This is a genomic window from Mycobacterium sp. 1164985.4 (assembly GCF_001668575.1).
Lineage (GTDB): Bacteria > Actinomycetota > Actinomycetes > Mycobacteriales > Mycobacteriaceae > Mycobacterium.
This window is the reverse complement of the sequence record NZ_LZMD01000047.1, coordinates 1-23,713: the sequence shown is the minus strand read 5'-3', so window position 1 is coordinate 23,713 and position 23,713 is coordinate 1. Positions and strand designations below refer to the sequence as shown.

At 68.0% G+C, this 23,713-nt stretch carries 27 protein-coding genes; 17 read left to right on the top strand and 10 right to left on the bottom strand.

Annotation, left to right across the window (positions count from 1 at the left end; genetic code table 11):
* The first annotated feature begins 185 nt into the window (after positions 1-185).
* The 3 genes from A5650_RS07930 to A5650_RS26705 all read left to right on the top strand — a co-directional run bounded on the left by A5650_RS07930 (position 186) and on the right by A5650_RS26705 (position 3,971).
* Positions 186-650 (top strand): hypothetical protein, encoded by a 465-nt coding sequence (locus A5650_RS07930; RefSeq protein WP_067288624.1) that lies wholly within the window; start codon positions 186-188, stop codon positions 648-650.
* Positions 651-767: 117 nt separating this feature from the next.
* Positions 768-2,375 (top strand): amidohydrolase, encoded by a 1,608-nt coding sequence (locus tag A5650_RS26710; protein WP_067288621.1) that lies wholly within the window; start codon positions 768-770, stop codon positions 2,373-2,375.
* Positions 2,376-2,405: 30 nt separating this feature from the next.
* A complete protein-coding gene (locus tag A5650_RS26705) occupies positions 2,406-3,971 on the top strand; it encodes a long-chain-fatty-acid--CoA ligase (RefSeq protein ID WP_067288618.1) in 1,566 nt (521 codons plus the stop codon).
* Here the strand turns inward: A5650_RS26705 and A5650_RS07915 are convergent.
* Together A5650_RS07915 and A5650_RS07910 are read right to left on the bottom strand one after the other, a co-directional pair.
* Positions 3,968-4,591: an SOUL family heme-binding protein gene (locus A5650_RS07915; RefSeq protein WP_067288614.1), complete on the bottom strand. Its 624-nt coding sequence runs from the start codon at positions 4,589-4,591 to the stop codon at positions 3,968-3,970. The two genes, A5650_RS26705 and A5650_RS07915, sit on opposite strands and share 4 nt — an antisense overlap.
* On the bottom strand, positions 4,588-5,073 hold the full coding sequence (locus A5650_RS07910) for a TspO/MBR family protein (RefSeq protein WP_067288611.1): 486 nt from the start codon (positions 5,071-5,073) through the stop codon (positions 4,588-4,590). The genes A5650_RS07915 and A5650_RS07910 overlap by 4 nt, the downstream gene beginning before the upstream one ends.
* A gap of 101 nt (positions 5,074-5,174) precedes the next feature.
* Here A5650_RS07910 and A5650_RS07905 point away from each other — a divergent pair, with 101 nt between their 5' ends.
* From A5650_RS07905 to A5650_RS07890, 4 genes are all read left to right on the top strand, one after another.
* Positions 5,175-6,131, top strand: coding sequence for an o-succinylbenzoate synthase (locus tag A5650_RS07905; RefSeq protein WP_197501816.1), 957 nt, complete (start codon positions 5,175-5,177; stop codon positions 6,129-6,131).
* Positions 6,132-6,287: 156 nt separating this feature from the next.
* Positions 6,288-7,247 carry a GlxA family transcriptional regulator gene (locus A5650_RS07900; RefSeq protein ID WP_067288605.1) on the top strand — a complete coding sequence of 320 codons (960 nt, stop codon included), beginning with the start codon at positions 6,288-6,290 and terminating at the stop codon, positions 7,245-7,247.
* Between the two features lie 14 nt (positions 7,248-7,261).
* Positions 7,262-7,987 carry a DJ-1/PfpI family protein gene (locus tag A5650_RS07895; RefSeq protein ID WP_067288602.1) on the top strand — a complete coding sequence of 242 codons (726 nt, stop codon included), beginning with the start codon at positions 7,262-7,264 and terminating at the stop codon, positions 7,985-7,987.
* A gap of 39 nt (positions 7,988-8,026) precedes the next feature.
* The gene (locus tag A5650_RS07890; RefSeq protein WP_067288597.1) at positions 8,027-8,530 is read left to right on the top strand and encodes a nitroreductase family deazaflavin-dependent oxidoreductase; all 504 of its coding nucleotides are present in this window, start codon (positions 8,027-8,029) and stop codon (positions 8,528-8,530) included.
* A gap of 3 nt (positions 8,531-8,533) precedes the next feature.
* Here the strand turns inward: A5650_RS07890 and A5650_RS07885 are convergent, their stop codons facing one another.
* A complete protein-coding gene (locus A5650_RS07885; RefSeq protein WP_231992566.1) occupies positions 8,534-9,052 on the bottom strand; it encodes a MarR family winged helix-turn-helix transcriptional regulator in 519 nt (172 codons plus the stop codon).
* Positions 9,049-10,248 (bottom strand): FAD-binding domain, encoded by a 1,200-nt coding sequence (locus A5650_RS07880; RefSeq protein ID WP_067288591.1) that lies wholly within the window; start codon positions 10,246-10,248, stop codon positions 9,049-9,051. Before A5650_RS07880 ends, A5650_RS07885 begins: the two co-directional genes overlap by 4 nt.
* 129 nt (positions 10,249-10,377) lie before the next feature.
* On the opposite strand from A5650_RS07880, the gene A5650_RS07875 reads away from it, so the two are divergent.
* Genes A5650_RS07875 through A5650_RS07865 form a run of 3 tightly spaced genes read left to right on the top strand, consistent with a single transcriptional unit; the run spans position 10,378 to position 13,369 of the window.
* On the top strand, positions 10,378-11,160 hold the full coding sequence (locus A5650_RS07875; protein ID WP_067288588.1) for an alpha/beta fold hydrolase: 783 nt from the start codon (positions 10,378-10,380) through the stop codon (positions 11,158-11,160).
* Between the two features lie 2 nt (positions 11,161-11,162).
* Positions 11,163-12,788, top strand: a complete 1,626-nt coding sequence (menD, locus tag A5650_RS07870) for a 2-succinyl-5-enolpyruvyl-6-hydroxy-3-cyclohexene-1-carboxylic-acid synthase (RefSeq protein WP_067288631.1) — start codon at positions 11,163-11,165, stop codon at positions 12,786-12,788.
* Between the two features lie 23 nt (positions 12,789-12,811).
* Positions 12,812-13,369, top strand: coding sequence for a DUF3592 domain-containing protein (locus A5650_RS07865; protein ID WP_067288628.1), 558 nt, complete (start codon positions 12,812-12,814; stop codon positions 13,367-13,369).
* On the opposite strand, the gene A5650_RS07860 is transcribed toward A5650_RS07865, so the two are convergent.
* Positions 13,356-14,027, bottom strand: a complete 672-nt coding sequence (locus tag A5650_RS07860) for a DsbA family protein (protein ID WP_067288585.1) — start codon at positions 14,025-14,027, stop codon at positions 13,356-13,358. The two genes, A5650_RS07865 and A5650_RS07860, sit on opposite strands and share 14 nt — an antisense overlap.
* A gap of 133 nt (positions 14,028-14,160) precedes the next feature.
* Between A5650_RS07860 and A5650_RS07855 the strand changes: the two genes are divergently transcribed.
* Positions 14,161-15,288, top strand: coding sequence for a glycosyltransferase family 4 protein (locus A5650_RS07855; RefSeq protein ID WP_067288583.1), 1,128 nt, complete (start codon positions 14,161-14,163; stop codon positions 15,286-15,288).
* 12 nt (positions 15,289-15,300) lie between these two features.
* Here A5650_RS07855 and A5650_RS07850 read toward each other — a convergent pair whose 3' ends face one another.
* Positions 15,301-16,125, bottom strand: coding sequence for an SDR family oxidoreductase (locus tag A5650_RS07850; RefSeq protein ID WP_067288580.1), 825 nt, complete (start codon positions 16,123-16,125; stop codon positions 15,301-15,303).
* 68 nt (positions 16,126-16,193) lie between these two features.
* Here A5650_RS07850 and A5650_RS07845 point away from each other — a divergent pair, with 68 nt between their 5' ends.
* Together A5650_RS07845 and A5650_RS07840 are read left to right on the top strand one after the other, a co-directional pair.
* Positions 16,194-16,886: a demethylmenaquinone methyltransferase gene (locus A5650_RS07845; RefSeq protein ID WP_067288576.1), complete on the top strand. Its 693-nt coding sequence runs from the start codon at positions 16,194-16,196 to the stop codon at positions 16,884-16,886.
* 42 nt (positions 16,887-16,928) lie between these two features.
* Positions 16,929-17,984 (top strand): alpha/beta hydrolase, encoded by a 1,056-nt coding sequence (locus A5650_RS07840; RefSeq protein ID WP_067288573.1) that lies wholly within the window; start codon positions 16,929-16,931, stop codon positions 17,982-17,984.
* Here A5650_RS07840 and A5650_RS07835 read toward each other — a convergent pair.
* Both A5650_RS07835 and A5650_RS07830 read right to left on the bottom strand, forming a co-directional pair.
* Entirely contained in the window at positions 17,981-18,238 is a 258-nt protein-coding gene (locus A5650_RS07835; protein WP_067288569.1) for a hypothetical protein, read from the bottom strand. The genes A5650_RS07840 and A5650_RS07835 overlap by 4 nt on opposite strands.
* A 106-nt stretch (positions 18,239-18,344) precedes the next feature.
* Complete coding sequence (locus A5650_RS07830; protein WP_067288565.1) at positions 18,345-18,785, bottom strand: hypothetical protein; 441 nt, start codon at positions 18,783-18,785, stop codon at positions 18,345-18,347.
* A 21-nt stretch (positions 18,786-18,806) separates the two neighbouring features.
* Here A5650_RS07830 and A5650_RS07825 point away from each other — a divergent pair, with 21 nt between their 5' ends.
* Positions 18,807-19,052, top strand: coding sequence for a hypothetical protein (locus A5650_RS07825; protein WP_067288562.1), 246 nt, complete (start codon positions 18,807-18,809; stop codon positions 19,050-19,052).
* Here the strand turns inward: A5650_RS07825 and menJ are convergent.
* On the bottom strand, positions 19,049-20,263 hold the full coding sequence (gene menJ / locus A5650_RS07820) for a menaquinone reductase MenJ (protein ID WP_067288559.1): 1,215 nt from the start codon (positions 20,261-20,263) through the stop codon (positions 19,049-19,051). The genes A5650_RS07825 and menJ overlap by 4 nt on opposite strands.
* 111 nt (positions 20,264-20,374) lie before the next feature.
* Between menJ and grcC1 the strand changes: the two genes are divergently transcribed.
* The 3 genes from grcC1 (at position 20,375) to A5650_RS07805 (ending at position 23,009) form a co-directional block, all read left to right on the top strand.
* Positions 20,375-21,382, top strand: a complete 1,008-nt coding sequence (gene grcC1 / locus A5650_RS07815; RefSeq protein WP_197501815.1) for a nonaprenyl/(2E,6E)-farnesyl/geranylgeranyl diphosphat synthase — start codon at positions 20,375-20,377, stop codon at positions 21,380-21,382.
* A gap of 69 nt (positions 21,383-21,451) precedes the next feature.
* Positions 21,452-22,333, top strand: a complete 882-nt coding sequence (gene htpX / locus A5650_RS07810; protein WP_067086263.1) for a zinc metalloprotease HtpX — start codon at positions 21,452-21,454, stop codon at positions 22,331-22,333.
* Between the two features lie 139 nt (positions 22,334-22,472).
* Positions 22,473-23,009: a hypothetical protein gene (locus A5650_RS07805; RefSeq protein ID WP_067288553.1), complete on the top strand. Its 537-nt coding sequence runs from the start codon at positions 22,473-22,475 to the stop codon at positions 23,007-23,009.
* Between the two features lie 82 nt (positions 23,010-23,091).
* Here A5650_RS07805 and A5650_RS07800 read toward each other — a convergent pair.
* Positions 23,092-23,713 (bottom strand): NAD(P)H-dependent glycerol-3-phosphate dehydrogenase (locus A5650_RS07800; RefSeq protein ID WP_353615183.1); only part of this gene is annotated, 622 nt, incomplete at its 5' end.

Sequence of the window (23,713 nt, the reverse complement as noted above, 5' to 3'; positions counted from 1 at the left end):
GGGGAGATATCGGCGGTATGGGGGGCGTGGGCGGTATGGGAGGCATGGGCCACATCGGCGGTGTGGGCGGTATAGCTGGGATGGGAGGAATGCCGGGACACGTATGACGCCAAGTGACGCAGAGCGTTTCGTCGCGACCACCCGGCCAGGGCAACGAGGAACCAGCCTCAAACGAGAGGAACAGCATGACCATCACTCGCACGCTGTCCGCAGCGTGCATCATCGGCGCCGGCGTGGCGATAGGATCGGTCGGCAACGCTTGGGCCGGCGGCTCTCCACAAGCCCCGGGCGAACTGAGCGGCACCTACACCTATCACTCCGACACCGGCAGAGTTAACACGTGGGTGATCACGCCGTGCGGTTCAGGATGCGCCGACGTCGCCGTCACGCCTGTCACCGATACCAGGGTCACGCCGTACGGCGGACGGGCCCTATTGGACAACGGCCGCTGGAACATGGCCGTCCAGTACGCCCAGGCGATTCGGTGCAAGCCCCCGAACGACAGTGTGACTGTTCCGGGCACAGTGGCGTTTTCGTTCGACGCGGTGACGTTGGAGGGAACCGCCGTCAACACGCAGGATGCCGCGGCTTGTGGCGATCCGGCCGGGGCGACCTACCAAAGCGGTTTCACTTTGACGAAGGTCGCCTAGGTCGCCGAGTGAAACACCGCGGCCCCGTTGATAAGGCGAGCGGAATCTCGCTGGGCGCTGGACATGAACCGCGAAAAAACTTCGCCGGCTTCCCGCCAAGACTGCGAAGATGGCGTGATGCCGGCCGCTGACCTTGTCATCCGCGGGACCGTCCTGACCGTCGATGACAACCGACCGACCGCCGAGGCACTCGCGGTGAGCGATGGGCGCATCGTCGCGGTCGGCAGCCGCAGCGAGATCGACGACTGGATCGGCCCCGCCACCGATACCCGCGACGTCGACGGCTGCGTGATGCCGGGCTTCGTCGAGGCGCACGGCCATCCGTTGATGGAGGCGATCGTGCTGTCCGAGCGGATGGTCGACATCCGGCCGGTCACACTGCCCGCCGCCGATGACGTGGTCGCCGCGATCCGGACGGAGGTCGCCAAGCGCGGTCCGGACGGTGCCTACCTCAACGGCTGGGATCCGTTGCTGCAAGCCGGTTTACCGGAGCCGACGCTGGCGTGGCTCGACGGTATCGCACCTGACGACCCGCTGGTGATCGTGCACAACTCGGGACACAAGGCCTACTTCAACAGCGCGACCGCGGGGCGTTTCGGGCTCACCCGCGACACCCCCGACCCCAAGGGCGCACGCTACGGCCGCGATGCCCACGGCGACCTCGACGGCACCGCCGAGGAGACCGCCGCGGTGTTCAGCCTGCTGGCCGGGGTGATCGACCCGACCGACTACCCGGCGATGCTGCACGCCGAACTGCAGCGGCTCAACGCGGCCGGGCTGACCACTTGTTCGGAGATGGCGTTCGACCCGGTGTTCCGCCCGGTGATCGAGGGGCTACGCGGCGACCTCAGCGTGCGGTTGCGGCTATACGAGATCTCCAACGCCCAGATGTCCACCGACGCGACACCGGGCAACGGTGACGATCTACTGCGCCAGGTCGGCATCAAGATATGGGTCGACGGCTCACCGTGGATCGGCAACATCGACTTGTCGTTTCCGTACCTCGACACCGACGCCACCCGCACCATCGGCGTCGCGCCCGGTTCGTGCGGATGCGCCAACTACACCCGCGAACAGCTCACCGAGATCGTGCACGCCTACTTTCCGAAGGGCTGGGCGATGGCGTGCCACGTGCAGGGCGACTCCGGCGTGGATACGATCCTCGAGGTCTACGAGGAGGCGTTGCGGCGCTGGCCCCGCGACAACCACCGGCTGCGCCTCGAACACGTCGGCGCCATCCGTGACGATCAGCTGCAACGTGCGCACTCCCTCGGTGTGGTGTGCAGCATCTTCGTCGACCAGATCCACTACTGGGGCGACATCATCGCCGACGGATTGTTCGGCGCCGAACACGGAAGCCGTTGGATGCCTTGCGGATCCGCGGTCGCCACGGGAATGCGGATCTCGCTGCACAACGATCCGCCGGTCACCCCGGAGGAACCGCTGCGCAACATCAGTGTCGCGGCCACGCGCACCGCGCCGAGCGGGCGCGTGATCGGACCCGAACAGCGCATCTCGGTCGAACAGGCGATCCGGGCGCAGACGTTGGACGCCGCCTACCAGTTGTTCGCCGACGACGTGGTCGGCTCGCTGGAAGTGGGCAAGTACGCCGACCTGGTGGTGCTCTCGGCCGACCCGCGCAACGTCCCGCCCGAGCAGATCGCCGATCTCGAGGTCCGCGCGACCTTCCTTGCGGGGCGGCAGGTTTACCCGAAAGCGGTCTGACCGAACGGCGGTCATGGCACCCTTCATGGCATGTCTGACCTGCATGACCCGCGATTTCTCGACGAACGGCTCGCGCACTGGGCCGAAACCAAGCCCGACGCCGAGGCGATGACCTATCTCGAGCGCACCTGGACGTGGTCCGAATGGAACGACCGGGTCCGCCGACTGGCCGGCGCGCTTCGACAAGCCGGCATCAAACGCGGTGACGTGGTGGCGTTCCTGGACAAGAACCACCCCGCCTGCGTCGAGCTGACCGTCGCCGCGGCATCGCTGGGCGCGGCAAACGCGATCATCAACTTCCGCTTGGCCGCCGACGAACTCGACTACGTGCTCAACGACTCGGGCGCCAAGCTGCTGATCGTCGGCACCGAGCTGAAGCCGACGATCGACAAGATCCGCGACAAGCTCATCAACGTCGAAAAGATCGTCGAGGTCACCCCGGAGGGCGGCGACGGTGATGAATACGAGGCGCTGCTCGCCGACGCGCCGCAGGCCGGGCGCGGCGACGACGTCCAGTCCGACGACGTCGCGATCATCATGTACTCGTCGGGCACGACGGGACGCCCCAAGGGCGTGCAGATCACCCAGGCCAACCTGATCGCGCACACGATCCACGCGCACAACGGTTGGGCCTTCGACGAGGGCGACAAGAGCATGGTATCGATGCCGCTGTTCCACGTCGGTGGATCGTCGTACGTGCAGTTCGGCATTCACGACGGCGTGCCCACCGTGATGACGCGCGATGTCGACGGTGCGGCACTGGCCGGCGCAATCCTCAAGGGTGCTAACCGGACCTTCCTCGTGCCGGCGGTGCTGGCCAAGGTGCTGGAGTCCGGCGAGGATGCGGTCAAGTTGTTCGGCGCCCTGAAAACGTATGTCTACGGCGCGTCGCCGATGCCGTTGCCGCTGCTGCGGGCGGCACTGGAAGCCTGGCCCAACACCGATTTCATCCAGGTATACGGGTTGACCGAGGTGTGCGGTGTGATCAGTCAGCTGCTGCCCGAAGACCACCGCTCCGGCGCCGAGGAGCGGTTGGTCAGCGCGGGCCGGGTGATCCCGGGCGCCGAGGTCCGGGTGGTGGACCCCGATACGCTACAAGACGTGCCCGCCGGCCAGCAGGGCGAATTGTGGTTCCGCACACCGCAACTGATGAAGGGCTACCACAACAAGCCCGAGGCGACGGCCGAGGCGATCACTGACGACGGGTGGTTCCGCACCGGAGACATCGGCCGCATCGACGAGGAGGGATACATCTTCGTCGAGGACCGGCTCAAGGACATGATCATCTCCGGCGGAGAGAACATCTACTCCATCGAGGTCGAGCGCGTCATCGCCGAACATCCCGCGGTGACCGATGTCGCGGTGATCGGCGTGCCCGACGACAAGTGGGGCGAGGTGGTCAAGGCCGTTGTTTCGGTGGAAGATTCGGTGGCACCGGAGGAGATCATCGCCTGGTGCCGGGAGCGGCTCGCCGCGTACAAGTGCCCGAAGACCGTCGACATCACCGATGAGCTGCCGCGCAACCCGACCGGGAAGATTCTCAAGAAAGAACTGCGCAAACCGTACTGGGAGAACCGCGACCGCGCGACGGTCTAGTCGGTCGGCCGTACCGGGATCGCGATCTCGTTGCGGCGGCGGAACGGCAGCGTCCACGGCGGGTCATAGAACCACGATTGCGGCGGTCCGATAGCTTCGATTTCGTTGGCGCGCAGGATCTCCGAGAGTTCCCGCGTGCGTTCGGCGACGGCACGCGGGCTGCGGTCGCCGGTAAAGCGCAGCACCGCGACGGTCTCACCGGGCACCTCGATCAACCGCACCTTGTCGTCATCCGGCGCGGGCAGCGTGTCCAGCGTCCACTTCGACGGCATGTAGAAGCGAATCGTCGAGTTGCCGTCCGCGTGGGCCTGCGCGACCGGCGCCGTCATCGCGATCTTCTCGCGGGACTGCTGGCTGACCGGCGCGGTCATCGCGATGGCCTCGTCGCGGTGGTTTCCGCCGAAGATGTATCCGGCCAGGCGGCGGAAGCCGATGTTCCTGGCGCGGTCCTCGTCAGCGTCGACGGTGGTCTCGGCGGCGATGCGGGGTCCGTACCGGCGGATCTCCACCCGGTCGGACAGTTTCGTGGTCAGGTGGTGCGGTTCCTCGGTGCTCACCCGGATGCCAACGAGCGAGAACACCGACTCCGCGACCTGGCGAGGGATCTCCAGTAGCTTCATCGGCGTCGATTCAGGAACCAGATGTGCGACGACAGCACGGTCGCGAACGCACACCACAGCGGATACAAGGCCAGCGGCGCCGCTTGGGCACCCCGCACCTGTACGGCACGGCGCGTCAGGTCGGCGCTGCTGACGGCGAGCGCACCCGCCGCCACCGCCGACGTGGCGAGCTTGCCCTGGTTGAAGAACAACCACGACCAGCTGCCGTTGAGCACGAGGTTCACCCCGAGCGCGGCGATGTAACGGCGACGCTCGCGGGTCTGACCGCGACGCTCGAGCTCGTCGAGGGTCGCCGCCGAAGTCGCGGCGATGTCGGCGTACAGAATCGGCCAGACGATCGGAAAGGCTTGCGCCGGTGGTTGATACGGGGGCTTGCGCAGTTTCGCGTACCACAAGGACTGCGAGTCCTTGCTGGCCAACCCGCCGACGACAGCCGTCGCCGTCATCGCCAGCGCGGTCGGGGCCAAGGTCTTCAGTTGCACGATGTGCTCCTAGGACGAATCACAATTAGTTAAGCAACTGAAAGGTAGCCGGGAATCGTGATCGGTAAACCTCCCGATCTCCACCCGGCAGGATGGTCCGCATGCCGCACCTCGACGACGTCCTCGATCGGTTGCATGTGGTGGCGCTTCCGATGCGGGTCCGGTTCCGTGGCATCACGGTCCGCGAGGTGGCACTGATCGACGGTCCGGCCGGCTGGGGCGAGTTCGGGGCGTTCCTTGAATACGAGCCGCCCGAGGCCGCGCACTGGCTGGCGTCCGCCCTCGAGGCGGCCTACGAGCCGGCCCCACAGGTGCGCCGCGATCGGATCCCGATCAACGCGACCGTCCCCGCCGTGGAGGCCGCGCGGGTGCCAGAGGTGCTGGCCCGCTTCCCGGGCGCGCGTACGGCGAAGGTGAAGGTCGCCGAGTCGGGGCAGTCGCTGGCCGACGACGTGGCGCGCGTCAACGCGGTGCGCGCGGTGGCGCCGACGGTGCGGGTCGACGCCAACGCCGGCTGGAGCGTCGACGAAGCGGTAACGGCGGCGACGGCGCTGACCGCGGACGGACCGCTGGAGTACATGGAGCAGCCGTGCGCCACGGTGGCGGAACTGGCCGAGCTGCGACGTCGCGTCGATGTTCCGATCGCCGCCGACGAGAGCATCCGCAAGGCCGACGACCCCCTGCGCGTGGTACGTGAGAAGGCCGCGGATGTCGCGGTGCTCAAGGTCGCGCCGCTGGGTGGGGTGCGGGCGCTGCTGTCGATCGCCGAGCAGATCGACATCCCCGTCGTCGTCTCCAGCGCGCTCGATTCCGCCGTCGGGATCGGCCGCGGTCTGCTGGCCGCCGGAGCGCTTCCGCAGCTCCGATATGCGTGCGGCCTGGGTACGGGCGGGTTGTTCGTCGACGACGTGGCCGAACCGGTGCCCGCGGAGGACGGATACCTGACGATCCGTCCGGTGGTGCCCGACCCGGCGCGCCTTGCTGCGCTGGCCGCGTCGCCGGAACGGCGGCGATGGTGGATCGAACGCGTGCGCGTGTGCCTTCCATTGACACGTTGACACCAATCACCAGTCCGCCCCGCCCGTGTGGTGAGCTGACGCCGCGCTCATGTTCCAACGGCTGCTGGGTCGCCTCACGCGGCTTTGAACCCCATGTCCTGATCTGTGGGATACATGGCGTAGACGCCACCGCCCCGGTGGCCAACACTGGGTTTCATGCGATCGGTGGTGATTCTCGGTTTCGCCGGTGTCCAGGCTCTTGACCTGGTCGGACCGTTCGAGGTGTTCACGGGTGCGTCCCGATATGTGCAGGAGCACGGGCGCGAGGGATACGACGCCAGGGTGGTGACCCTCGACGGTGAACCCGCGACCACCGGCACCGGCCTCGCGCTCGTCGCCGAACCCCTGCCGGATCCGCGGCAACCGGTCGACACGCTGGTGCTGCCCGGCGGAGTAGGTGTGCACGAAGCCCGCGCCAACCTCGACGTGGTGAACTGGATTCAGACGGTCGCGCCGAATACCCGGCGGATCGTCAGCGTGTGCACGGGCGCTTTCCTCGCCGCCGAGGCCGGCCTGCTCGACGGCTGCACCGCCACCACACACTGGGCCTATACCGAGCGACTCGCGCGCGAATTTCCCATGGTGACAGTGGATCCCGAACCCATCTTCGTGCGCAGCAACGAGCGCACCTGGACCGCGGCCGGTGTCACCGCTGGTATCGACCTCGCGCTGTCGCTGGTCGAGGACGACCACGGTACCGACGTCGCGCAGACCGTCGCCCGCTGGCTCGTCATGTACCTGCGCAGGCCGGGCGGCCAGACACAGTTCGCCGCGCCGGTGTGGATGCCGCGCGCCAAGAGGGCGCCGATCCGCGAGGTGCAGGAGGCGATCGAGACCGAACCTGGTGGGGCGCATAGCATCACCGAGCTGGCACGCCGCGCAGCGATGAGCCCGCGGCACTTCACGCGGCTGTTCACCGAGGAGGTCGGCGAGGCGCCGGGCGCCTACGTCGAACGGATCCGCACCGAGGCCGCCCGCCGCCAGCTCGAAGAGTCCGACGACACCGTCACCGTGATCGCCGCGCGTTGCGGGTTCGGCAGCGCCGAATCGCTGCGACGCAACTTCGTTCGCCGCCTCGGCATCTCGCCCGACCAATACCGCAAGACCTTCGCCTGACAAGGAGACAACCCATGACCCAGATCGCCATCATGGTGTACCCCGGGTACACCGCGCTCGACTTCATCGGCCCCTACGATGTGCTGCGCAATTTGCCCGACGCCGAGGTGCGCTTCGTCTGGCACGAACCGGGGCCGATCGAGGCGGACTCCGGGGTGCTGCTCGTCGGCGCCACGCACTCGTTCGACGAGACGCCGTCGCCCGACATCATCCTGATCCCCGGAGGCTTGACGAGCTTCCAGCACGCCCGCGACGAGCGGGTGCTCGATTGGGTGCGCAGGGCGCATGAGACGTCGGTCTGGACCACCTCGGTGTGCTCGGGGTCGGTGATCCTGGCCGCGGCCGGCCTGCTCGACGGGCGTCGCGCGACGTCGCACTGGATGGCGCTGCCGATGCTCAAGCCCTTCGGCGTCGAGACGGTCTCGGATGAGCGGGTGGTGCACGAGGGCAAGATCGTCACCGCTGCCGGGGTGTCGGCCGGTATCGACCTGGCACTGTGGCTGTTCGGGCAGATCGCGGGCGATGCCAAGGCCAAGGCGGTGCAACTCGCCATCGAATACGATCCGCAACCGCCCTACGACTCCGGGCACATGTCGAAGGCGTCGGCCGCCACCAAGGCGACCGCGTCGACCTTGTTGAGCCGCGACACCGTCAAGCAGGGGCAGCTCGCCCCGACGGTGGCGCTGCTGTGGACCGCCGCGCTGCAACGGGTGCGCAAGAAGGCGGTCTCGGCGCGCTGACGGCCGGCGGGTGGGCGCCGCTGAGATACCGTCGCGAGCATGGGGATACCCGAAGTCCGACCCGATCCGCCGACACCGCTGGTCCGCGCGGGCGCCCGCCTGATGGGCACGGCGCCCGCCCGATGGTTCCTGGGCCGCATCGGCTGGCGGATCGACCGCGCGGTGATCAAGCTGACCAACGGCCACGTCTCGATGTCACTGGTGCTCCCGGAGGTGCTGCTGACGCACACCGGCGCCAAGTCGGGCCAGCAGCGCAGCACACCGCTGACCTACTTCACCGACGCCGGACGCGTGATCGTCATCGCCTCCAACTACGGCGGCGACCGGCATCCGGCCTGGTTCGACAACGTCGAAGCCAATCCGCGGGTGACGCTGTCCGCGCGCGGCTACCGGGGCACGTTCGTCGGTGAGGAGGCCACCGGGGCCGAGCGCGACCGGCTGTTCGGGTTGGCCAAGCAGTTCGTGCCGAACTACGCCGACTACGAGAAACGCGCCGGAAGGCGGCGCATCCCGGTCGTCGCATTCACCGAGGTGACGGCGTAGCGCTCAGCCGTCGGCGTGTGAGCGCTCGGTCAGCTCCTCAAGGGCTGCAGTGAAGGCGCGCGCACCTTGCATCAGCGCCGCGATGTCGGCCTCGGTCATGCGCCGGGTCACCGCGCCGAACGCCTCGACGCGCAGCCCGATCAGCTCGTCGAGTACCGCACGTCCTGCGTCGGTCAACTCGAGCAGCGTGGCGCGGCGGTTGGTGGGAGCGACGCGACGGGTGATGTAACCGGCGTCGGCGAGGCGGTCGCTGAGCCTGCTCGCGGTGGACGGCAGGAGTCCCAGTTCGTCACCCAGTTCGGTGACCAGGCTCGGGCCCAGCCGATCCAGGGCCTGCAGCGCGCGCAGCGGCGCGAGGCCGATCCGCTGCTCCATCTGCTCGAGCGCGGACACGTTCAGCGCGAGCAGCCCGCGGGTGGCGCGCTCGAGCTCCGACAAGTCGGCTCCGGCGGGTCTGTTGGTCGACGGCATCGCTTCCTCCCGTCCCGCAACGGTATTCGACCGCGCGCCGTCGTGCGTCATCTTCGTGGCTTGAGCTCTGGCAGCTCGTACTCCGGCAGCGTGATGTCGTCGCGCAGGGTCCGGCTCATCACCAGGTTTCCGACCGGCGGAATGTCGAAGGTGCGTATCGCCAAGTTGCGCAACCATATACCGAGCTTGGTGCGGGTCGCGAAGAAGGAGACGAACCGCTGGGCACCATCTTGCTTGGCCTCGATGAAGCCGCGCAGCCGACTCTCGTAAGCCTCGAACGCGGCGCCGATGTCATCGCCCGCCCGGTTCAGCTCACCGGCGAGGACGTACGCCTCGGCGATGGCCAGTCCCGTGCCCTCGCCCGCCAGCAATGAGACACACGCCGCCGCGTCTCCGATCAGCGCGACGCGTCCCGCCGACCATCTGTCCATGCGGATCTGGCTGACCACGTCGAGATAGATGTCGTCGACGCCGTCGAGGGCTTCGAGAATCCGCGCCGACTCCCAACCGGCGTCCGCGAACTCCCTGCGCAGCAACGCTTTACAGGAATCGAGGTCTGCGGGCAGGGTGGGCGTCGACGAGCGGAAGATGAACAGCACCAGGGTGCGGTTGCCGCGCAGCGTGAACCTGCCGATCTGACGGTCCGGCACATTGTGCGTCACGTACACCAGGTCGTCGGTTGGGTGGTAACCGTCGAGCACACACGCCGCGACCTGGCATCCCAGGTAGTGCTCGTAGCCCGCTTCGGGGCCGAAGGCCAGCGCCCGGACGTTGGAGTGCAAACCGTCAGCGCCGATCAGCATGTCGAATTGCCGCGAAGGGCCGTGCGCGAACTCGACCGTCACGCAGTCGGGTCGGTTGTCGACAGCGGTGATGCTCTCGGAGTAGACGGTCTCGATGTCGTGCTCGACGGTCCGGTAGATCGCGGCAGCCAGGTCGCCGCGGGCCAGGCTGACGTAGCGGTCGCCGACCGCCCGGCGCAGCGGATCGACCCGCAGCCGCGCCGACGCCCGGCCCACGTCATCGACGATGCGCAGCTCGCGCACGCGGTAGCCGGCCGCAAGGAGGTCGTCCTCGATGCCCATCTTCTGGGTGATGGCGTAGCCGAGGCCCCAGAAGTCGATCAGGTAGCCGCCGGTGCGAAAGGTCGGTGCCTTCTCGATCAGGGTGATGTCGTGGCCGGCGCGCATCATCCAGTGGGCGAAGGCGGGTCCGGCGACGCCGGCGCCGCTGATGGCGATCTTCATTTCACATTTCTCCTCGGAGTCGTCGAGGGGGGGTGGTGTTGATGCTACGCGCATGTCGTGCGAAATGCACGAACTCACCGGTCGGCCCGGGGCGCGTCCTCCGTCGGAGACTTGAGTACCGTCGTTCGAGTGAATCTGGCCTACGACGATCGCGGAAGCGGCCCATCGGTCCTGTTCATTGCCGGTCACGGCGGAGCGGGCAGAACTTGGCACCTGAATCAGGTGCCCGCGTTCCAGCGCGCAGGCTACCGCTGCATCACGTTCGACAACCGCGGTGTGGGCGCCACCGAGAACGCCAGCGGCTTCACCACCGAGACGATGGTCTCCGACACGGCGGCGCTGATCGAGAAGCTCGACGCCGCGCCAGTGCGCATCGTGGGGGTGTCAATGGGGTCCTTCATTGCGCAAGAGTTGATGGTGGCCCGGCCCGAACTGGTCGACCGGGCGGTGCTGATGGCCACACGCGGCCGCGAGGATCGAACCCGCGGATTCTTCCGCGCCGCCGAACGTGACTTCCTCGATTCCGGAGTCGTGCTGCCCACGATGTACGACGCGAAAATCCGTCTGCTGGAGAATTTTTCACCTAAGACTCTCAACGATGACGCCAAGGTGCGCGACTGGATCGACATGTTCACGATGTGGCCCAGCAAGTTGACACCCGGCGGGCGCGCGCAGATCGAGGTCCGGCCGCAGGGCAACCGGCTGCATGCTTACCGAAGTATTACGGCGCCGACGTTGGTCATCGGGTTCGCCGACGACCTGGTGCTCCCGCCGCACCTGAGCCGGGAGGTCGCCGACGCCATCCCGAACGGCCGCTACGTGGAGATTCCCGACGCCGGTCACCTCGGCTTCCTCGAGCATCCAGAGAAGGTCAACAGAGCGGCGCTCGATTTCTTCGCCGATAGGCTGTAGTGGTGAACCCCTCGACCGCGCAGGCTCGCGTGGTCGTCGACGAACTGATTCGCGGCGGCGTACGGGATGTCGTGCTGTGCCCGGGCTCGCGCAACGCCCCTTTGGCCTTCGCGCTGCAGGACGCCGACCGCGCCAGCCGGTTGCGGCTGCACGTCCGGATCGACGAGCGCACCGCGGGCTTTCTGGCCATCGGGCTGGCGATCGCTGAACGCGCCCCGGTCTGCATCGCGATGACGTCGGGGACCGCGGTGGCCAACCTCGGACCGGCCGTCGTCGAGGCGAACTACGCACGGGTCCCGCTGGTCGTGCTCAGCGCGAACCGGCCCTATGAATTGCTCGGCACCGGCGCGAACCAGACATTCGAACAGCTGGGGTATTTCGGCACGCAGGTTCGGGCGTCGATCAGCCTGGGCCTGGCCGAGGAGGCCCCGGAACACCTCGATTCGCTCAACGCGCAGTGGCGTTCGGCGGTGTGCCGAATCCTGGTGGCCGCCAGAGGTTCTCGATCCGCGAATGCGGGTCCGGTGCAGTTCGACATTCCGCTACGGGAGCCGCTAGTACCCGATGCGGACGAGTCGGTGACCTACGTTCCGGAGGGCAGGCCGGGGGGCAAGCCGTGGACGCACACCCCGCCGGTGACCTTCGACCAGCCGCTCGACATCGATCTGACCCCGGACACTGTCGTGATCGCCGGGCACGGTGCGGGCGAGCACCCGAACCTCGCCGCTCTGCCGACCGTGGCCGAGCCGACGGCACCGCCCGCCGACAACCCGCTGCATCCGTTCGCGCTGCGGCTGGTGCGGCCCAAGCAGGTCATCATGCTCGGCCGCCCGACGCTGCACCGGCCGGTCTCGGCGCTGCTGGCCGATCCGTCGGTGCCGGTCTACGCGCTGACCACGGGCCCCCGCTGGCCCGATGTGTCGGGAAACTCGCAGGCCACCGGCACCCGCGCCGTCACCACGGGCGCTCCTGACTCCTCTTGGCTGGACCGGTGTGCCGAGGTGCACCGGCACGCGATAGAGGCGGTTCGCTCTCAGCTGCGGGCGCATCCGCTCAAGACCGGTCTGCACGTGGCCGCTGCGGTGGCCGACGCCGTCCGGCCCGGCGATCAGCTGGTGCTGGGGGCGTCGAACCCGGTGCGCGACGCCGCACTCGTCGGCCTGGACACCCATGGGCTGAAGGTGCGCTCGAACCGGGGCGTCGCGGGTATCGACGGGACGGTGTCGACGGCGATCGGCGCCGCGCTCGCGCATGACGGCCGGACGATCGCGCTGCTGGGTGACCTGACGTTCGTCCACGACAGTTCAGGGTTGTTGATCGGTCCGACGGAGCCGACGCCGCGCAACCTGACGGTCGTGGTATCCAACGACAACGGCGGCGGCATCTTCGAACTGCTCGAACAGGGCGATCCGAGGTTCTCCGACGTGTCGTCACGGATCTTCGGCACACCGCACGACGTGGACGTCGGCGCGTTGTGCCGGGCGTATCACGTGGAGAGCCGACAGCTGGAGGCCGACGACCTGGTCGAGGCGCTCAACGAACCGCACGACGGGATGCGGGTGTTGGAGGTGAAGGCCGACCGGTCGTCGCTGCGAGCGCTGCACGCATCGATCAAGGCGGCCCTGTGAGCGGGGCGAACAAACTTGCGCTGGTGAGTGCGGCCGTCGTGCACAGCCTCGCCACGTCCACCCGGTGGGCGCGCCGGCTCCTGCCCCGGCTCACCGCCGACCCGAACGAGTCGCGCCGACAACGGGTGTTCCGCCGGATCCGCGTGGGCATCGTGATCGTCGCGTGCCTGGTGACGCTGCAGTCGGTGCTGATGGTGTTGGGCGCGTGGCGTAATGACCGCCAGATCTCGCGGCACATGGGGGTGGCCGCCGCCGAGGTGCTCGACGCCGGACCGCGCCGGTCGACGATCGAGTTCGTCACTCCCGATCGCGTGACATACCGGCCCGAGCTGGGCGTGCTCTATCCGTCCGAACTCGAGACGGGGATGAACATCTATGTCGAGTACGACAAGAACAACCCGGATCTCGTTCGCGTACAACATCGCAACGCGGCGTTGGCGATCATCCCGGCGAGTTCCATCGCGGTGGTCGGCTGGCTGATCGCGAGCGCCGCGCTGGCCGGGGTGACGCTGATCGAGCGCCGACGGCCGCGGCGCACGACTCCTGCTCCGGAGCCGGCCGCCGAAGTCACGACTGGATGAGCTTGTCGAGCCAGTCGTTGTCGTAGATGTCGAGCTTCTCGCTGGAGACCAGGTCGTATACCGTCGGCGTCCCAGCGGCTCCGGGATCGACGTCGAACAGGAATCCGAAGTTGTTCTCGTCCATCTCCGGAACATTGACCGCCGACCCGCCGCTCGCGATCCGCTTGATCGCCTTGTCGGGCATACCCGCTGCGCGCGCCATGTCGGCCATCTCGTCGTCGCTCGGTCCGGGTCCGCCCGGATCCTGGTGGGCCCAAAGCTCTTCGACGAACCGCTGGAACTGCGTGCCCGTCGCACCGCTTCCGGTCGCGAGGAACAGCGCGTTGCTCACCCGCGCCGAGTACCCATGGCTCACTTCGTCGAGGAAGATCAACGGACGGTAGGTGACGTTCAGTTGACCGACGCCGATGTAGTAAGCGAGTTGGTCGCCGAAATCGGCCTGCAGGTCGGCGCAATGGCTGCACTGCGGTTCGGTGAAGATCTCGATGCGGGCCGGGGCGTCGTCGAAACCGGCGACAACGCCGTAACCGTCTTCGCTGACCTTCAGCGGAGGTTGCGCCGGATCGCGCTGTGCGGTACCTGCGACGTGGCTGGTGCAGCCGACGGCGGCGAGCGCCATGATGAACGCCACGGCCGCTAGTGCCCGGGAGATTCGCATGTCAACCGCCCTTTCTCTGGTCCGCACGATACTCGACGGGAATGCTTCGCAGCGCCCGTTGGCGCACCAGCTTTTCGTGTGCCAGATGCCTGTGTGCAACCTCCGCGACAGGTCGCGCTGAGACGATTCCGGCGTGCGCGTGGCAATCGTCGCAGAATCGTTCCTCCCGAATGTCAACGGTGTCACCAATTCGGTGCTGCGGGTGATCGAACACCTGCGTCGCACCGGGCATGAAAGCCTCGTCATCGCTCCCGACAACCCGCGCGGGCAGCCGCCCGCGGACCGTGTGCACGACGGCGTCCGCGTGCACCGTGTGCCGTCGCGAATGTTCCCAAAAGTCACGTCGCTGCCGCTCGGCGTGCCGCGGCCCCGGATCGTCGGTGTGCTACGGGGATTCGAGCCCGACGTCGTGCATCTGGCGTCGCCGGCGCTGCTCGGCTACGGGGGCCTGCACGCCGCTCGCCGCCTCGGCGTGCCGACCGTGGCCGTATTCCAGACCGACGTAGCGGGATTCGCCGAGAGCTACGGCGTCGGTTTCACCGCACGCGCCGCATGGGCGTGGACGCGGCACCTGCACAGCCGCGCCGACCGGACCCTCGCGCCGTCCACCGCCGCGATGGAAGACCTGACGACGCACGGCATTCCGCGGGTGTACCCGTGGGGACGGGGTGTCGACATCACCGGGTTCGCGCCCTCGGCGCGTGACGACGCCCTGCGGAACCGGTGGTCGCCCCTCGGCAGGCCGATTGTCGGGTTCGTCGGGCGGCTCGCCCCGGAGAAGCACGTCGAGCGCCTGGCGGTGCTGGCACGCCGGGACGATCTGCAGCTGGTCGTCGTCGGCGATGGTGTCGACCGGTCGAAGCTCGAAAAGCTTCTTCCCTCAGCTGTTTTCACCGGTGCGCTCTACGGCGCAGAGCTGGCCGCAGCGTACGCCAGCATGGACGTGTTCGTGCATCCCGGTGAACATGAGACCTTCTGTCAGGCCGTCCAGGAGGCGATGGCGTCGGGGCTGCCGATCGTCGCTCCGAACGCCGGCGGACCGCGAGACCTCATCGCTCCTTACCGCACCGGGCTGCTGCTCGAGGTCGCCGAGTTCGAGGACCGCCTGGCCGACTCCGTCGATCATCTGATTGACGAGCGGCAACGCTATTCGATCGCCGCGCGCCGCAGCGTGCTGACCCGGACCTGGCCGTCGGTCTGCGATGAACTCCTGGCGCACTACGAGGCCGTCATCGGCCTACGGCACCGCCGCGTCGCATAACTCTCGCGAGCGTCAGCCCTGCGCCTCGATGGCGACCGGCTGCCATTCCTCCCACGTCTTGAGCCGGTTCTCGTAGTCGGCCTTGGCCAGCTGCAGCGGCAACTCACCGAAAAACACCCGCAGCGGCGGGTTTTCGGCGTCAACGACCTTGAGCAGCGCCCGCGCCGACGCCTGCGGATCGCCCGGCTTGGTCACCCGCTGGCTGCGGATACGGTCGGCTTCCTCGTGCACCTCTTTGTAGTCGGGCAGCGGCGTCGACCGCCGCGACGACGAGCCCGCCCAGTCCGTCGCGAAGCCGCCCGGCTCGATCAACGTGACGTGCACGCCGAACGCCGCCACTTCCTGGGCCAGCGCCTGTGAGAAACCTTCCAGCGCCCACTTCGACGCGTGATAGATGCCGACGTTCTGGAAAGCGACGATCCCGCCGATCGACGACACCTGGATGATGTGCCCGCTGCGCTGCGCTCGCAGATACGGCAGCGCGGCCTGGGTGATCCACAGCGCGCCGAAGACGTTCGTCTCGATCTGGTCGCGCGCCTCCTGCTCGGTCACCTCCTCGATGAAGCCGAAGTGGCCGTAGCCGGCGTTGTTGACGACGATGTCCAGCCGGCCGAAGTGATCGTGGGCCTGCTTGACCGCCGCGAAGTCCGCCCCGCGGTCGGTCACGTCCAGCGCCAAGGGCAGCAACGCGTCCCCGTACTTCTCGACCAGATCGTCCAGCGAGGAGACGTTGCGGGCGGTGGCCGCGACCTTGTCGCCGCGCTCCAGCGCCGCGATCGCCCATTCGCGTCCGAAGCCCCGCGATGTCCCGGTGATGAACCAAACCTTTTCGCTCATGCTCGTATATCCCCTGTCGGCAGGCTCTGCATTCCCGCTTGAAGCATCTTCACAGCTACGGTGGCCTCATGAGCCGCGCGACGCTGGAGAAGAACCCTCGCGATGTGGCGTCGATGTTCGATGCGGTGGCGCGGCGCTACGACCTGACCAACACCGTGATGTCGCTGGGTCAGGACCGGTTCTGGCGGCGAGCGACGCGGGCCGCACTGGGCATCGGGCCGCAGGACAAGGTCCTCGACCTCGCGGCGGGCACCGCTGTGTCGACGGTCGAGTTGGCGAGTTCGGGGGCGTGGTGCGTGGCCGCGGACTTCTCCGTCGGCATGCTGGCCGCCGGGGCCGAACGCGACGTGCCGAAGGTCGCAGGCGACGCGACGCGGCTGCCGTTCGGCGACGGTGTGTTCGACGCGGTGACGATCAGCTTCGGCCTGCGCAACGTCGTCGACCACGTGGCCGGTCTGCGCGAGATGGCGCGCGTCACCCGGCCCGGTGGACGGTTGGTGGTGTGCGAGTTCTCCACTCCGACGAACAGGTTGTTCGCGACGGTGTACAAGGAGTACCTGATGCAGGCGCTGCCGAGGATCGCCCGGGCGGTGTCCTCCAACCCGGAGGCCTACGTCTACCTGGCGGAGTCGATCCGCGCATGGCCCGACCAGACGCAGCTGGCGCATCAGATCGCCGACGCCGGCTGGTCGTCGGTGCGCTGGCGGAACCTCACCGGCGGCATCGTCGCCCTGCACGCCGCCACCAAACCCCTGCGCTGATATTGCCGGTCGGGCACCGCGGCGGCGCGCTACGGTCTGGGCATGCACGGACGTTTGGTCGACCCGGATTCCACCCTCGCCACCGATCCCCGCGCAGACCCGCGAATGGTCAAGGCGTTCGCACAGTTCGGCCTCGACGGCCGGCTGCCGGCCGCGCCGCTGACCGTCGACTCACCGCTCGAGGAACGCATCGCGTTCGCGACCATGAGCGAGCAGGGAATGGGCGCGATCCTCGAAGCGATGGCCAAGGATCTGCCCGAGGTGTCCGGCGTGGCCACGTCGACGACGACGATCCCCGGGCCCGACGGCAACGACATCACGCTCTACGTCAGCCGCCCCGACGATGCGAGCGACCCGCTGCCCGCGGTCGTGCATCTGCACGGAGGCGGGATGGCGCTCGGGAGCGCGGCCGACATCGGCTACATCAGGATCCGCGAATGCCTCGCCGCCACCGGCCTCGTCGTGGTCGGCGTCGAGTTCCGCAACTCCGGAGGCGAACTCGGTCCGCATCCTTTCCCGGCCGGTCTCAACGACTGTGCCGCCGCGGTGCGCTGGGTGGCCGCCCATCGCGCCGAACTCGGTGTCGCCCATCTGATCGTGTCGGGGGAGTCCGGCGGTGGCAACCTCACACTGACCGTCGCGCACAAGGCCAAACGTGAGGGCTGGCTGGACGAGATCGCCGGGTTCTACGCGCAGTGCCCATACATTTCCAACCGCTGGCTCGAGGAGTGTGATGATTTGCCGTCGCTGGCCGAGAACGACGAGTACTTCGTCAGTCGCCAACAGCTCGCGCTGCTGGGTTCGATCTACAACCCCGACGGTTCCCATGCCGACGACGCGACGTGCTGGGCGTCCGTGGCCAGCGATGAGGAGCTCAACGGTTTACCGCCCCATGTTATTTCGGTCAACGAGCTGGACCCGCTTCGCGACGAGGGTTTGGCGTACTACCGCCGCTTGGTGCGGGCCGGCGTACCCGCGGTGGGTCGAGTGGTCGCGGGCACCTGTCACGGCGGAGACCTGCTCTGCGGCGCTTACATGCCCGAGGTGTTCGACGCATCCATCCGCGACGTCAGCGGATTCGCGAAATCGTTGGGTTAATCCTCGTCGGCCGCGATCGCGGCCTGTTGGCCGCCGTTGCCCGATGGAGCGCTGTTGACTGCCGGTAGGGGCGGTTCGGACTTGGCATTCGACGACGGCTTTCCGGTCGCACCTCGATACGGTGTGCACACCCCGATGTAAGGCACGTCCTGACACGGTCCTTGCGGCAATGCGGGCGCAACGGGGGCAGAGAACAGCGCGGCAGCGCCGAGCGCGAACGCCGCGACCGCCGGCCGAACCGTGAGAGCGAGCATCGTTGGTTTCCTTCCGCCGATGCCTGTGTGAACGCCGTTGCGCTTCAGGGTAATCCCTGCGCGACGCTGAAAATAGGTAATCTAGCTGGGCTTACAGTTAGCCTGCTTATGAATCCTCGTCGCTCCGGGTGGCCCAGAGTCGCTCCGTCTGCGGCCCGACGCCGGGGTCGTGCGTCTGCTGAAAGTTTCGTCCGCCGCGGCCGAAGGTCGCGAGAACCGCTGGGGGAACGTCGGGTTCGAGTATCGGTTCGCCGAGCCAGCGGCACGGCCGAACGTGCACCAGGTCAACCGCGACGGCGTCTGGGTCGTCGTCACGGCGGTATGGGCCGTCGATGCGCCCCAGCCAGTAGAGCCCGTCGGCGTCGCGGGTCCACACGAACGCGCCGTTTTCGACATCCGCGAACCGTTCGATACGCCGAGCCAGCCGCTCGCCGAAACCCACGTCACCGAAACCGACGACGCCCGTCGCCAGCGCCCTGTCGAGTGACGTCTGCGGGTCGATGTCGTCACTGCGGGATCGCATCGGAGCCCGGTACACGGCGGCCATCCGCGTTATTCTGCCTGCGATATGGAGACGTTCAAGCGCTACCTGATGTTTCAGGGCATGATGTTCGTCTTCGGCATCGTCGGGCCGATCTTTCTCATCATGTACTTCACGTCCCAGCCGGATCCGACGGTGAGGTGGGCGTACTGGATCGGGCTCTTCATCACGACCGCCGATGTCCTGATTGCCTTGGGGCTCACGGCATCTACCCAGACGAACGAGAAGCCCGGCGTCGCGGTGAAGCTGCTCGAACGGGGCCAGGGCGACTAGGCGAACGGCGCCCGCTCGTCGATACGCCGCGACAGCCGGCCGGCCCCGCGCCACACCCGCGCGGTCCAGTCCTCGTCCTCGTCGGTGACGAAGTTGCCCATCACCCGCACCGCGATGTTCATCAGCGCCGCCGACCGCATGGCGAGCGGTCCCGTCGACGGCAGGAACCGCGGGAACGTCAACAGCAACGCGAGCCGGCGGGCGACCGAGAACCCACGCGCGTAGTGCGCCGAGAGCACTGCGGGCCACGCCCGCGAGAGATCGCCGGTGCCCAGCAGTTCTGCCGCCAGCCGTCCGGTCTCCAGCCCGTAGTCGATGCCCTCGCCGTTCAGCGGATTGACGCAGGCCGCAGCGTCGCCGATCAGCATCCAGTTGGGCCCGGCCACACCCGAGACCGCGCCGCCCATCGGCAACAACGCCGACAGCGGGGCGCGCGGCTCCCCGACGAAGCCCCACTCCTCGCGACGCACGCCGGTGTAATAGGACATCAACGGCCGCAGCGCGGCGTCGGCCGGTCGCTTCGCCGTGGCCAGCGCGCCGACGCCGATGTTCACCTCGCCGTTGCCCAGCGGGAAGATCCAGCCGTATCCCGGCAGCACCTTGCCCTCCGGCGAGCGCAGTTCCAGGTGAGATGTGATCCACGGTTCGGCGGCCCGCGGCGTGGCGATGTAGCCGCGGATCGCCACGCCGTACACCGTCTCCTGATGCCACTCGCGGCCCAGCACGCGGCCCAGAGTCGAGCGGGCGCCGTCGGCGACGATCAACTCCGCGCATCCGATCTCGGCGCCCGAGTCGAGCACCACTGACTCCACCCGGCCGGAGGAATCATGGTGCACGTCAACGGCTTTCACGCCGAGCATCATCTTGGCGCCCTCGTCGACGGCGACCATGCGTATGCGGTCGTCGAGTTCGGTGCGTGGAACGGCGCTCGACGTCGACGGGAACAACGGGCCCGGCCACGCGATTTCGACGTCGGCGCCGAAGCCGGACAACCGCAGACCCCGGTGCCGCACCCGCCCGTCCAGCCACGCACCCAGGCCGAGCCGCTGCATCTCCAGCACTGCGCGCGGGGTCAGCCCGTCGCCGCAGGCCTTGTCGCGCGGGAACTGCGCCTTGTCGATGACGAGCACCTCGCGGCCGTTGCGCGCCGCCCACGCAGCGGCGGCCGAACCCGCGGGCCCGGCCCCGACCACGACCACGTCCGCCTTCATCGATCCCCCGGTCGTCCCCTGCCCTCCGGGCGTGGGCCCATCGCTCTCCCCTCGCCTTCGGCCGTGGGCCCAACCCGCCGGTAAGTCCATGGTTCCCAGTATGTTGGCAGGGTGAGGACGCCAGCGACGGTGGTAGCCGGGGTGGACTTCGGAGATCCCGAATTCGCGCAGGAAGTGCGCGACGGGGTCGCCCGCATCGAGGACTTGATGGCCACTGAGCTCGGCAAAGCCGACGAGCTGATGGCCGAGGCGGTGCAACACCTGTTCCAGGCCGGCGGCAAGCGGTTCCGCCCGCTGTTCACGGTGCTCTCGGCCCGGCTGGGCCCGGACCCGGACGCCTGGCAGGTCACCGTGGCCGGCGCGGTCATCGAACTGGTCCACCTGGCGACGCTCTATCACGACGACGTGATGGACGAGGCGCAGGTCCGCAGGGGTGCCGACAGCGCCAACGCCCGCTGGGGCAACAACATCGCGATCCTTGCGGGCGACTACCTATTCGCCACCGCGTCGCGCCTCGTCAGCCGGCTGGGCCCGGAGGCCGTACGGATCATCGCCGACACGTTCGCCCAGCTGGTCACTGGTCAGATGCGCGAGACCCGCGGCGCGGCCGAGCACGTCGACTCCGTCGAGCACTATCTCAAGGTCGTCTACGAGAAGACCGCCTGCCTGATCGCGGCCTCCGGACGGTTCGGGGCGACGTTCTCGGGCGCCGACGAGGAGCAGATCGAGCGGTTGAGCCGCCTCGGCGGCATCGTCGGAACGGCCTTCCAGATCTCCGACGACATCATCGACATCGACAGCGACCCGGAGGAGTCAGGCAAAGTGCCCGGCACCGACCTGCGTGAAGGCGTGCACACGCTGCCGGTGCTGTACGCGCTGCGCGGCGACGGCCCCGACGCCGACCGGCTGCGCGAGCTGCTCGCCGGGCCGGTGGATAACGACGACGACCTGGCCGAGGCGCTGCGGCTGCTGCGCGCCTCGCCCGGCATGACAAAGGCCAAGGAGACGGTCGCGCAGTACGCGGTGCAGGCCCGCGAGGAGCTCGCGCAGCTGCCCGACGGACCCGGTCGCCAGGCCCTGGCGACGCTGGTGGACTACACCGTGAACCGGCACGGCTGAACAGCCGGAACTTGCGGAGCCTGACTAGCCGTTGACTCATCGGAGTCTCTGGGTCTGAAGGAGGAAGCGATGACTTGGCATCCGCACGCGAACACCGCCAAGACGTTCGCTCTGCTGGTGGGGTTCTCGGCGCTGATCGTGTTCATCGCCTCGCTGTTCCGCAATACCGCGCTCATCGGCCTGGCGGTGCTGTTCGCCGTCGGCATGAACGCCTACATGTACTTCAACAGCGACAAGCTGTCGCTTCGGGCGATGCACGCCCAACCGGTCACCGAGATGCAGGCTCCGGTCATGTACCGGATCGTGCGCGAACTGGCGACGACGGCGCGTCAGCCGATGCCGCGGTTGTACATCAGCGATACCGATGCCCCGAACGCGTTCGCCACGGGCCGCAATCCGCGCAACGCCGCGGTGTGCTGTACGACCGGCATCCTGCAGATCCTCAACGAACGCGAACTGCGCGCGGTGCTGGGCCACGAACTCTCGCACGTCTACAACCGCGACATCCTGATCTCGAGCGTCGCCGGCGCGATGGCTGCGGTCATCACCGCGCTGGCCAACATCGCCTACTTCGCGACGCTGTTCGGCGGTAACCGCGAAGGCGGCGCGAATCCCTTTGCGATTCTGCTGGTTTCGATGCTAGGTCCGATAGCCGCGACCGTGATCCGGCTGGCGGTGTCACGCTCGCGGGAGTATCAGGCCGACCAGTCGGGTGCCGAGCTGACAGGCGATCCGCTGGCGTTGGCCAGCGCGCTGCGCAAGATCAGCGTCGGTGTCGAGCAAGCGCCGTTGCCGCCCGACCCCAAGCTCGCCGATCAGGCGCACCTGATGATCGCCAACCCGTTCCGGGCCGGCGAGAAGATCGGCAAGCTGTTCTCGACGCACCCGCCGATCGGCGACCGCATCGCGCGCCTGGAGTCGATGGCCGGCCGGGGACCGGGCTACTACTGATCGATCTTGTCGACTTGGGTGCGCTACCTGTCGCCCATCGATAGGTAGTGCACCGAAATCACCCGGTAACAACCCGCCGACCTGCGGCGATGACAGTCGTGTGCTGCGATTACTGCCGTCACCCCTTAGGGTGTGAACCGTGCTGAACAGGGCGTTGATCGGTGTCATCGGAGCTGCGGCGGCGGCCCTCGTCGGCGCGCAGGGTATCGCCGCGGCCCAGCCGTCTGAGCCGCCGACGCCACCGGCGCCGAATGTCAATGCGCTCGCGCCGGTGAAGCTGTCGGATTTCGCGAAGATGGACGGCAACTGGTACGCGTTCAAGACCCCGGATGGGCTGACGTGCGTGCTGCAGCGCAACGGTGGCTATGGGTGCAGCGGCGCGCTTCCCGGTGCGCCGAACGGTGCCAACTTCGTCAGCGGCGGCCCTGGCGTTCCGCAGTTCTCCTCGACGACGGGCGACGTGTTCGCCGTCGTCGGAGACGCCAACCCGCTTCCGGCCGGCTCGCGGATCAGCTTCCAGACCGTCAGCTGCGGGAGCGATGGCGACGTCACGACGTGCTCGGACAGCCGCAACCAGTCCGGGTTCGTGCTGAGCCCGGCAGGCAGCTACATCATCAATGGCGGCCGAGATCCGCTGCTGGAACGGCCCGAGGGCACGAACCCGTTCTTCAACTGATAGCGGGCGCCGAGCGTCGTATCGATAACGGAAATCACCCGGAAACCGGCACCTTCGCGACGCTCGGCGAGCCGTTGGGTCGTCAGAATCCGGCGCCGTGCACCTCGTGGCCGGGCTTCTCGACCATGAGGCCGCGGTAGGCGTCCTCGACGGTGGAGCCGTGGTTGACCACGGCGTCGACCTCGCGAGCGATCGGCATCGAAATGCCGTACTGATCGGCGAATTCCATGATGACGCTCGCGGCCTTGACGCCCTCGGCGACCTGGTTCATCGACGAGATGATCTCGTCGATCGGCTTGCCCGCCCCCAACTGCTCGCCGACGTGCCGGTTGCGGCTGCGCTGGCTGGTGCAGGTGACGATGAGGTCGCCGATGCCCGCCAGGCCGGCGAACGTGTCGCGGTGCCCGCCGGTCGCCTCACCGAGCTTGGACATCTCGCGGATCGCGCGGGCCATCACCATCGCGCGGGTGTTCTCGCCGATGCCCAGTGAGTAGCCCATGCCGACGGCGATCGCGTAGACGTTCTTCAACGCCCCGGCCATCTCCACGCCGACCACATCATCGGTGGTGTAGGTGCGAAACCGCTTGGTGCGGAACAGCCGTGCCAGGTCGGCGGCGAGTTGCTGGTCGGGCATCCGGCCGGCATCCTGGCCGGGCCGAATATCGCGCGCGAGGTGGCCGAGGGGTACGCCGCGGCCGCGGTGC

Bases quoted from the DNA above. Each gene is read 5' to 3' on its own strand.
- A5650_RS07930 (WP_067288624.1), top strand. From the start codon at position 186: ATGACCATCACTCGCACGCTGTCCGCAGCGTGCATCATCGGCGCCGGC.
- A5650_RS26710 (WP_067288621.1), top strand. From the start codon at position 768: ATGCCGGCCGCTGACCTTGTCATCCGCGGGACCGTCCTGACCGTCGAT.
- A5650_RS26705 (WP_067288618.1), top strand. From the start codon at position 2,406: ATGTCTGACCTGCATGACCCGCGATTTCTCGACGAACGGCTCGCGCAC.
- A5650_RS07915 (WP_067288614.1), bottom strand. From the start codon at position 4,591: ATGAAGCTACTGGAGATCCCTCGCCAGGTCGCGGAGTCGGTGTTCTCG.
- A5650_RS07905 (WP_197501816.1), top strand. From the start codon at position 5,175: ATGCCGCACCTCGACGACGTCCTCGATCGGTTGCATGTGGTGGCGCTT.
- A5650_RS07900 (WP_067288605.1), top strand. From the start codon at position 6,288: ATGCGATCGGTGGTGATTCTCGGTTTCGCCGGTGTCCAGGCTCTTGAC.
- A5650_RS07895 (WP_067288602.1), top strand. From the start codon at position 7,262: ATGACCCAGATCGCCATCATGGTGTACCCCGGGTACACCGCGCTCGAC.
- A5650_RS07890 (WP_067288597.1), top strand. From the start codon at position 8,027: ATGGGGATACCCGAAGTCCGACCCGATCCGCCGACACCGCTGGTCCGC.
- A5650_RS07885 (WP_231992566.1), bottom strand. From the start codon at position 9,052: ATGACGCACGACGGCGCGCGGTCGAATACCGTTGCGGGACGGGAGGAA.
- A5650_RS07880 (WP_067288591.1), bottom strand. From the start codon at position 10,248: ATGAAGATCGCCATCAGCGGCGCCGGCGTCGCCGGACCCGCCTTCGCC.
- A5650_RS07860 (WP_067288585.1), bottom strand. From the start codon at position 14,027: ATGCGAATCTCCCGGGCACTAGCGGCCGTGGCGTTCATCATGGCGCTC.
- A5650_RS07850 (WP_067288580.1), bottom strand. From the start codon at position 16,125: ATGAGCGAAAAGGTTTGGTTCATCACCGGGACATCGCGGGGCTTCGGA.
- A5650_RS07845 (WP_067288576.1), top strand. From the start codon at position 16,194: ATGAGCCGCGCGACGCTGGAGAAGAACCCTCGCGATGTGGCGTCGATG.
- A5650_RS07840 (WP_067288573.1), top strand. From the start codon at position 16,929: ATGCACGGACGTTTGGTCGACCCGGATTCCACCCTCGCCACCGATCCC.
- A5650_RS07835 (WP_067288569.1), bottom strand. From the start codon at position 18,238: ATGCTCGCTCTCACGGTTCGGCCGGCGGTCGCGGCGTTCGCGCTCGGC.
- A5650_RS07830 (WP_067288565.1), bottom strand. From the start codon at position 18,785: ATGGCCGCCGTGTACCGGGCTCCGATGCGATCCCGCAGTGACGACATC.
- A5650_RS07825 (WP_067288562.1), top strand. From the start codon at position 18,807: ATGGAGACGTTCAAGCGCTACCTGATGTTTCAGGGCATGATGTTCGTC.
- menJ (WP_067288559.1), bottom strand. From the start codon at position 20,263: ATGAAGGCGGACGTGGTCGTGGTCGGGGCCGGGCCCGCGGGTTCGGCC.
- htpX (WP_067086263.1), top strand. From the start codon at position 21,452: ATGACTTGGCATCCGCACGCGAACACCGCCAAGACGTTCGCTCTGCTG.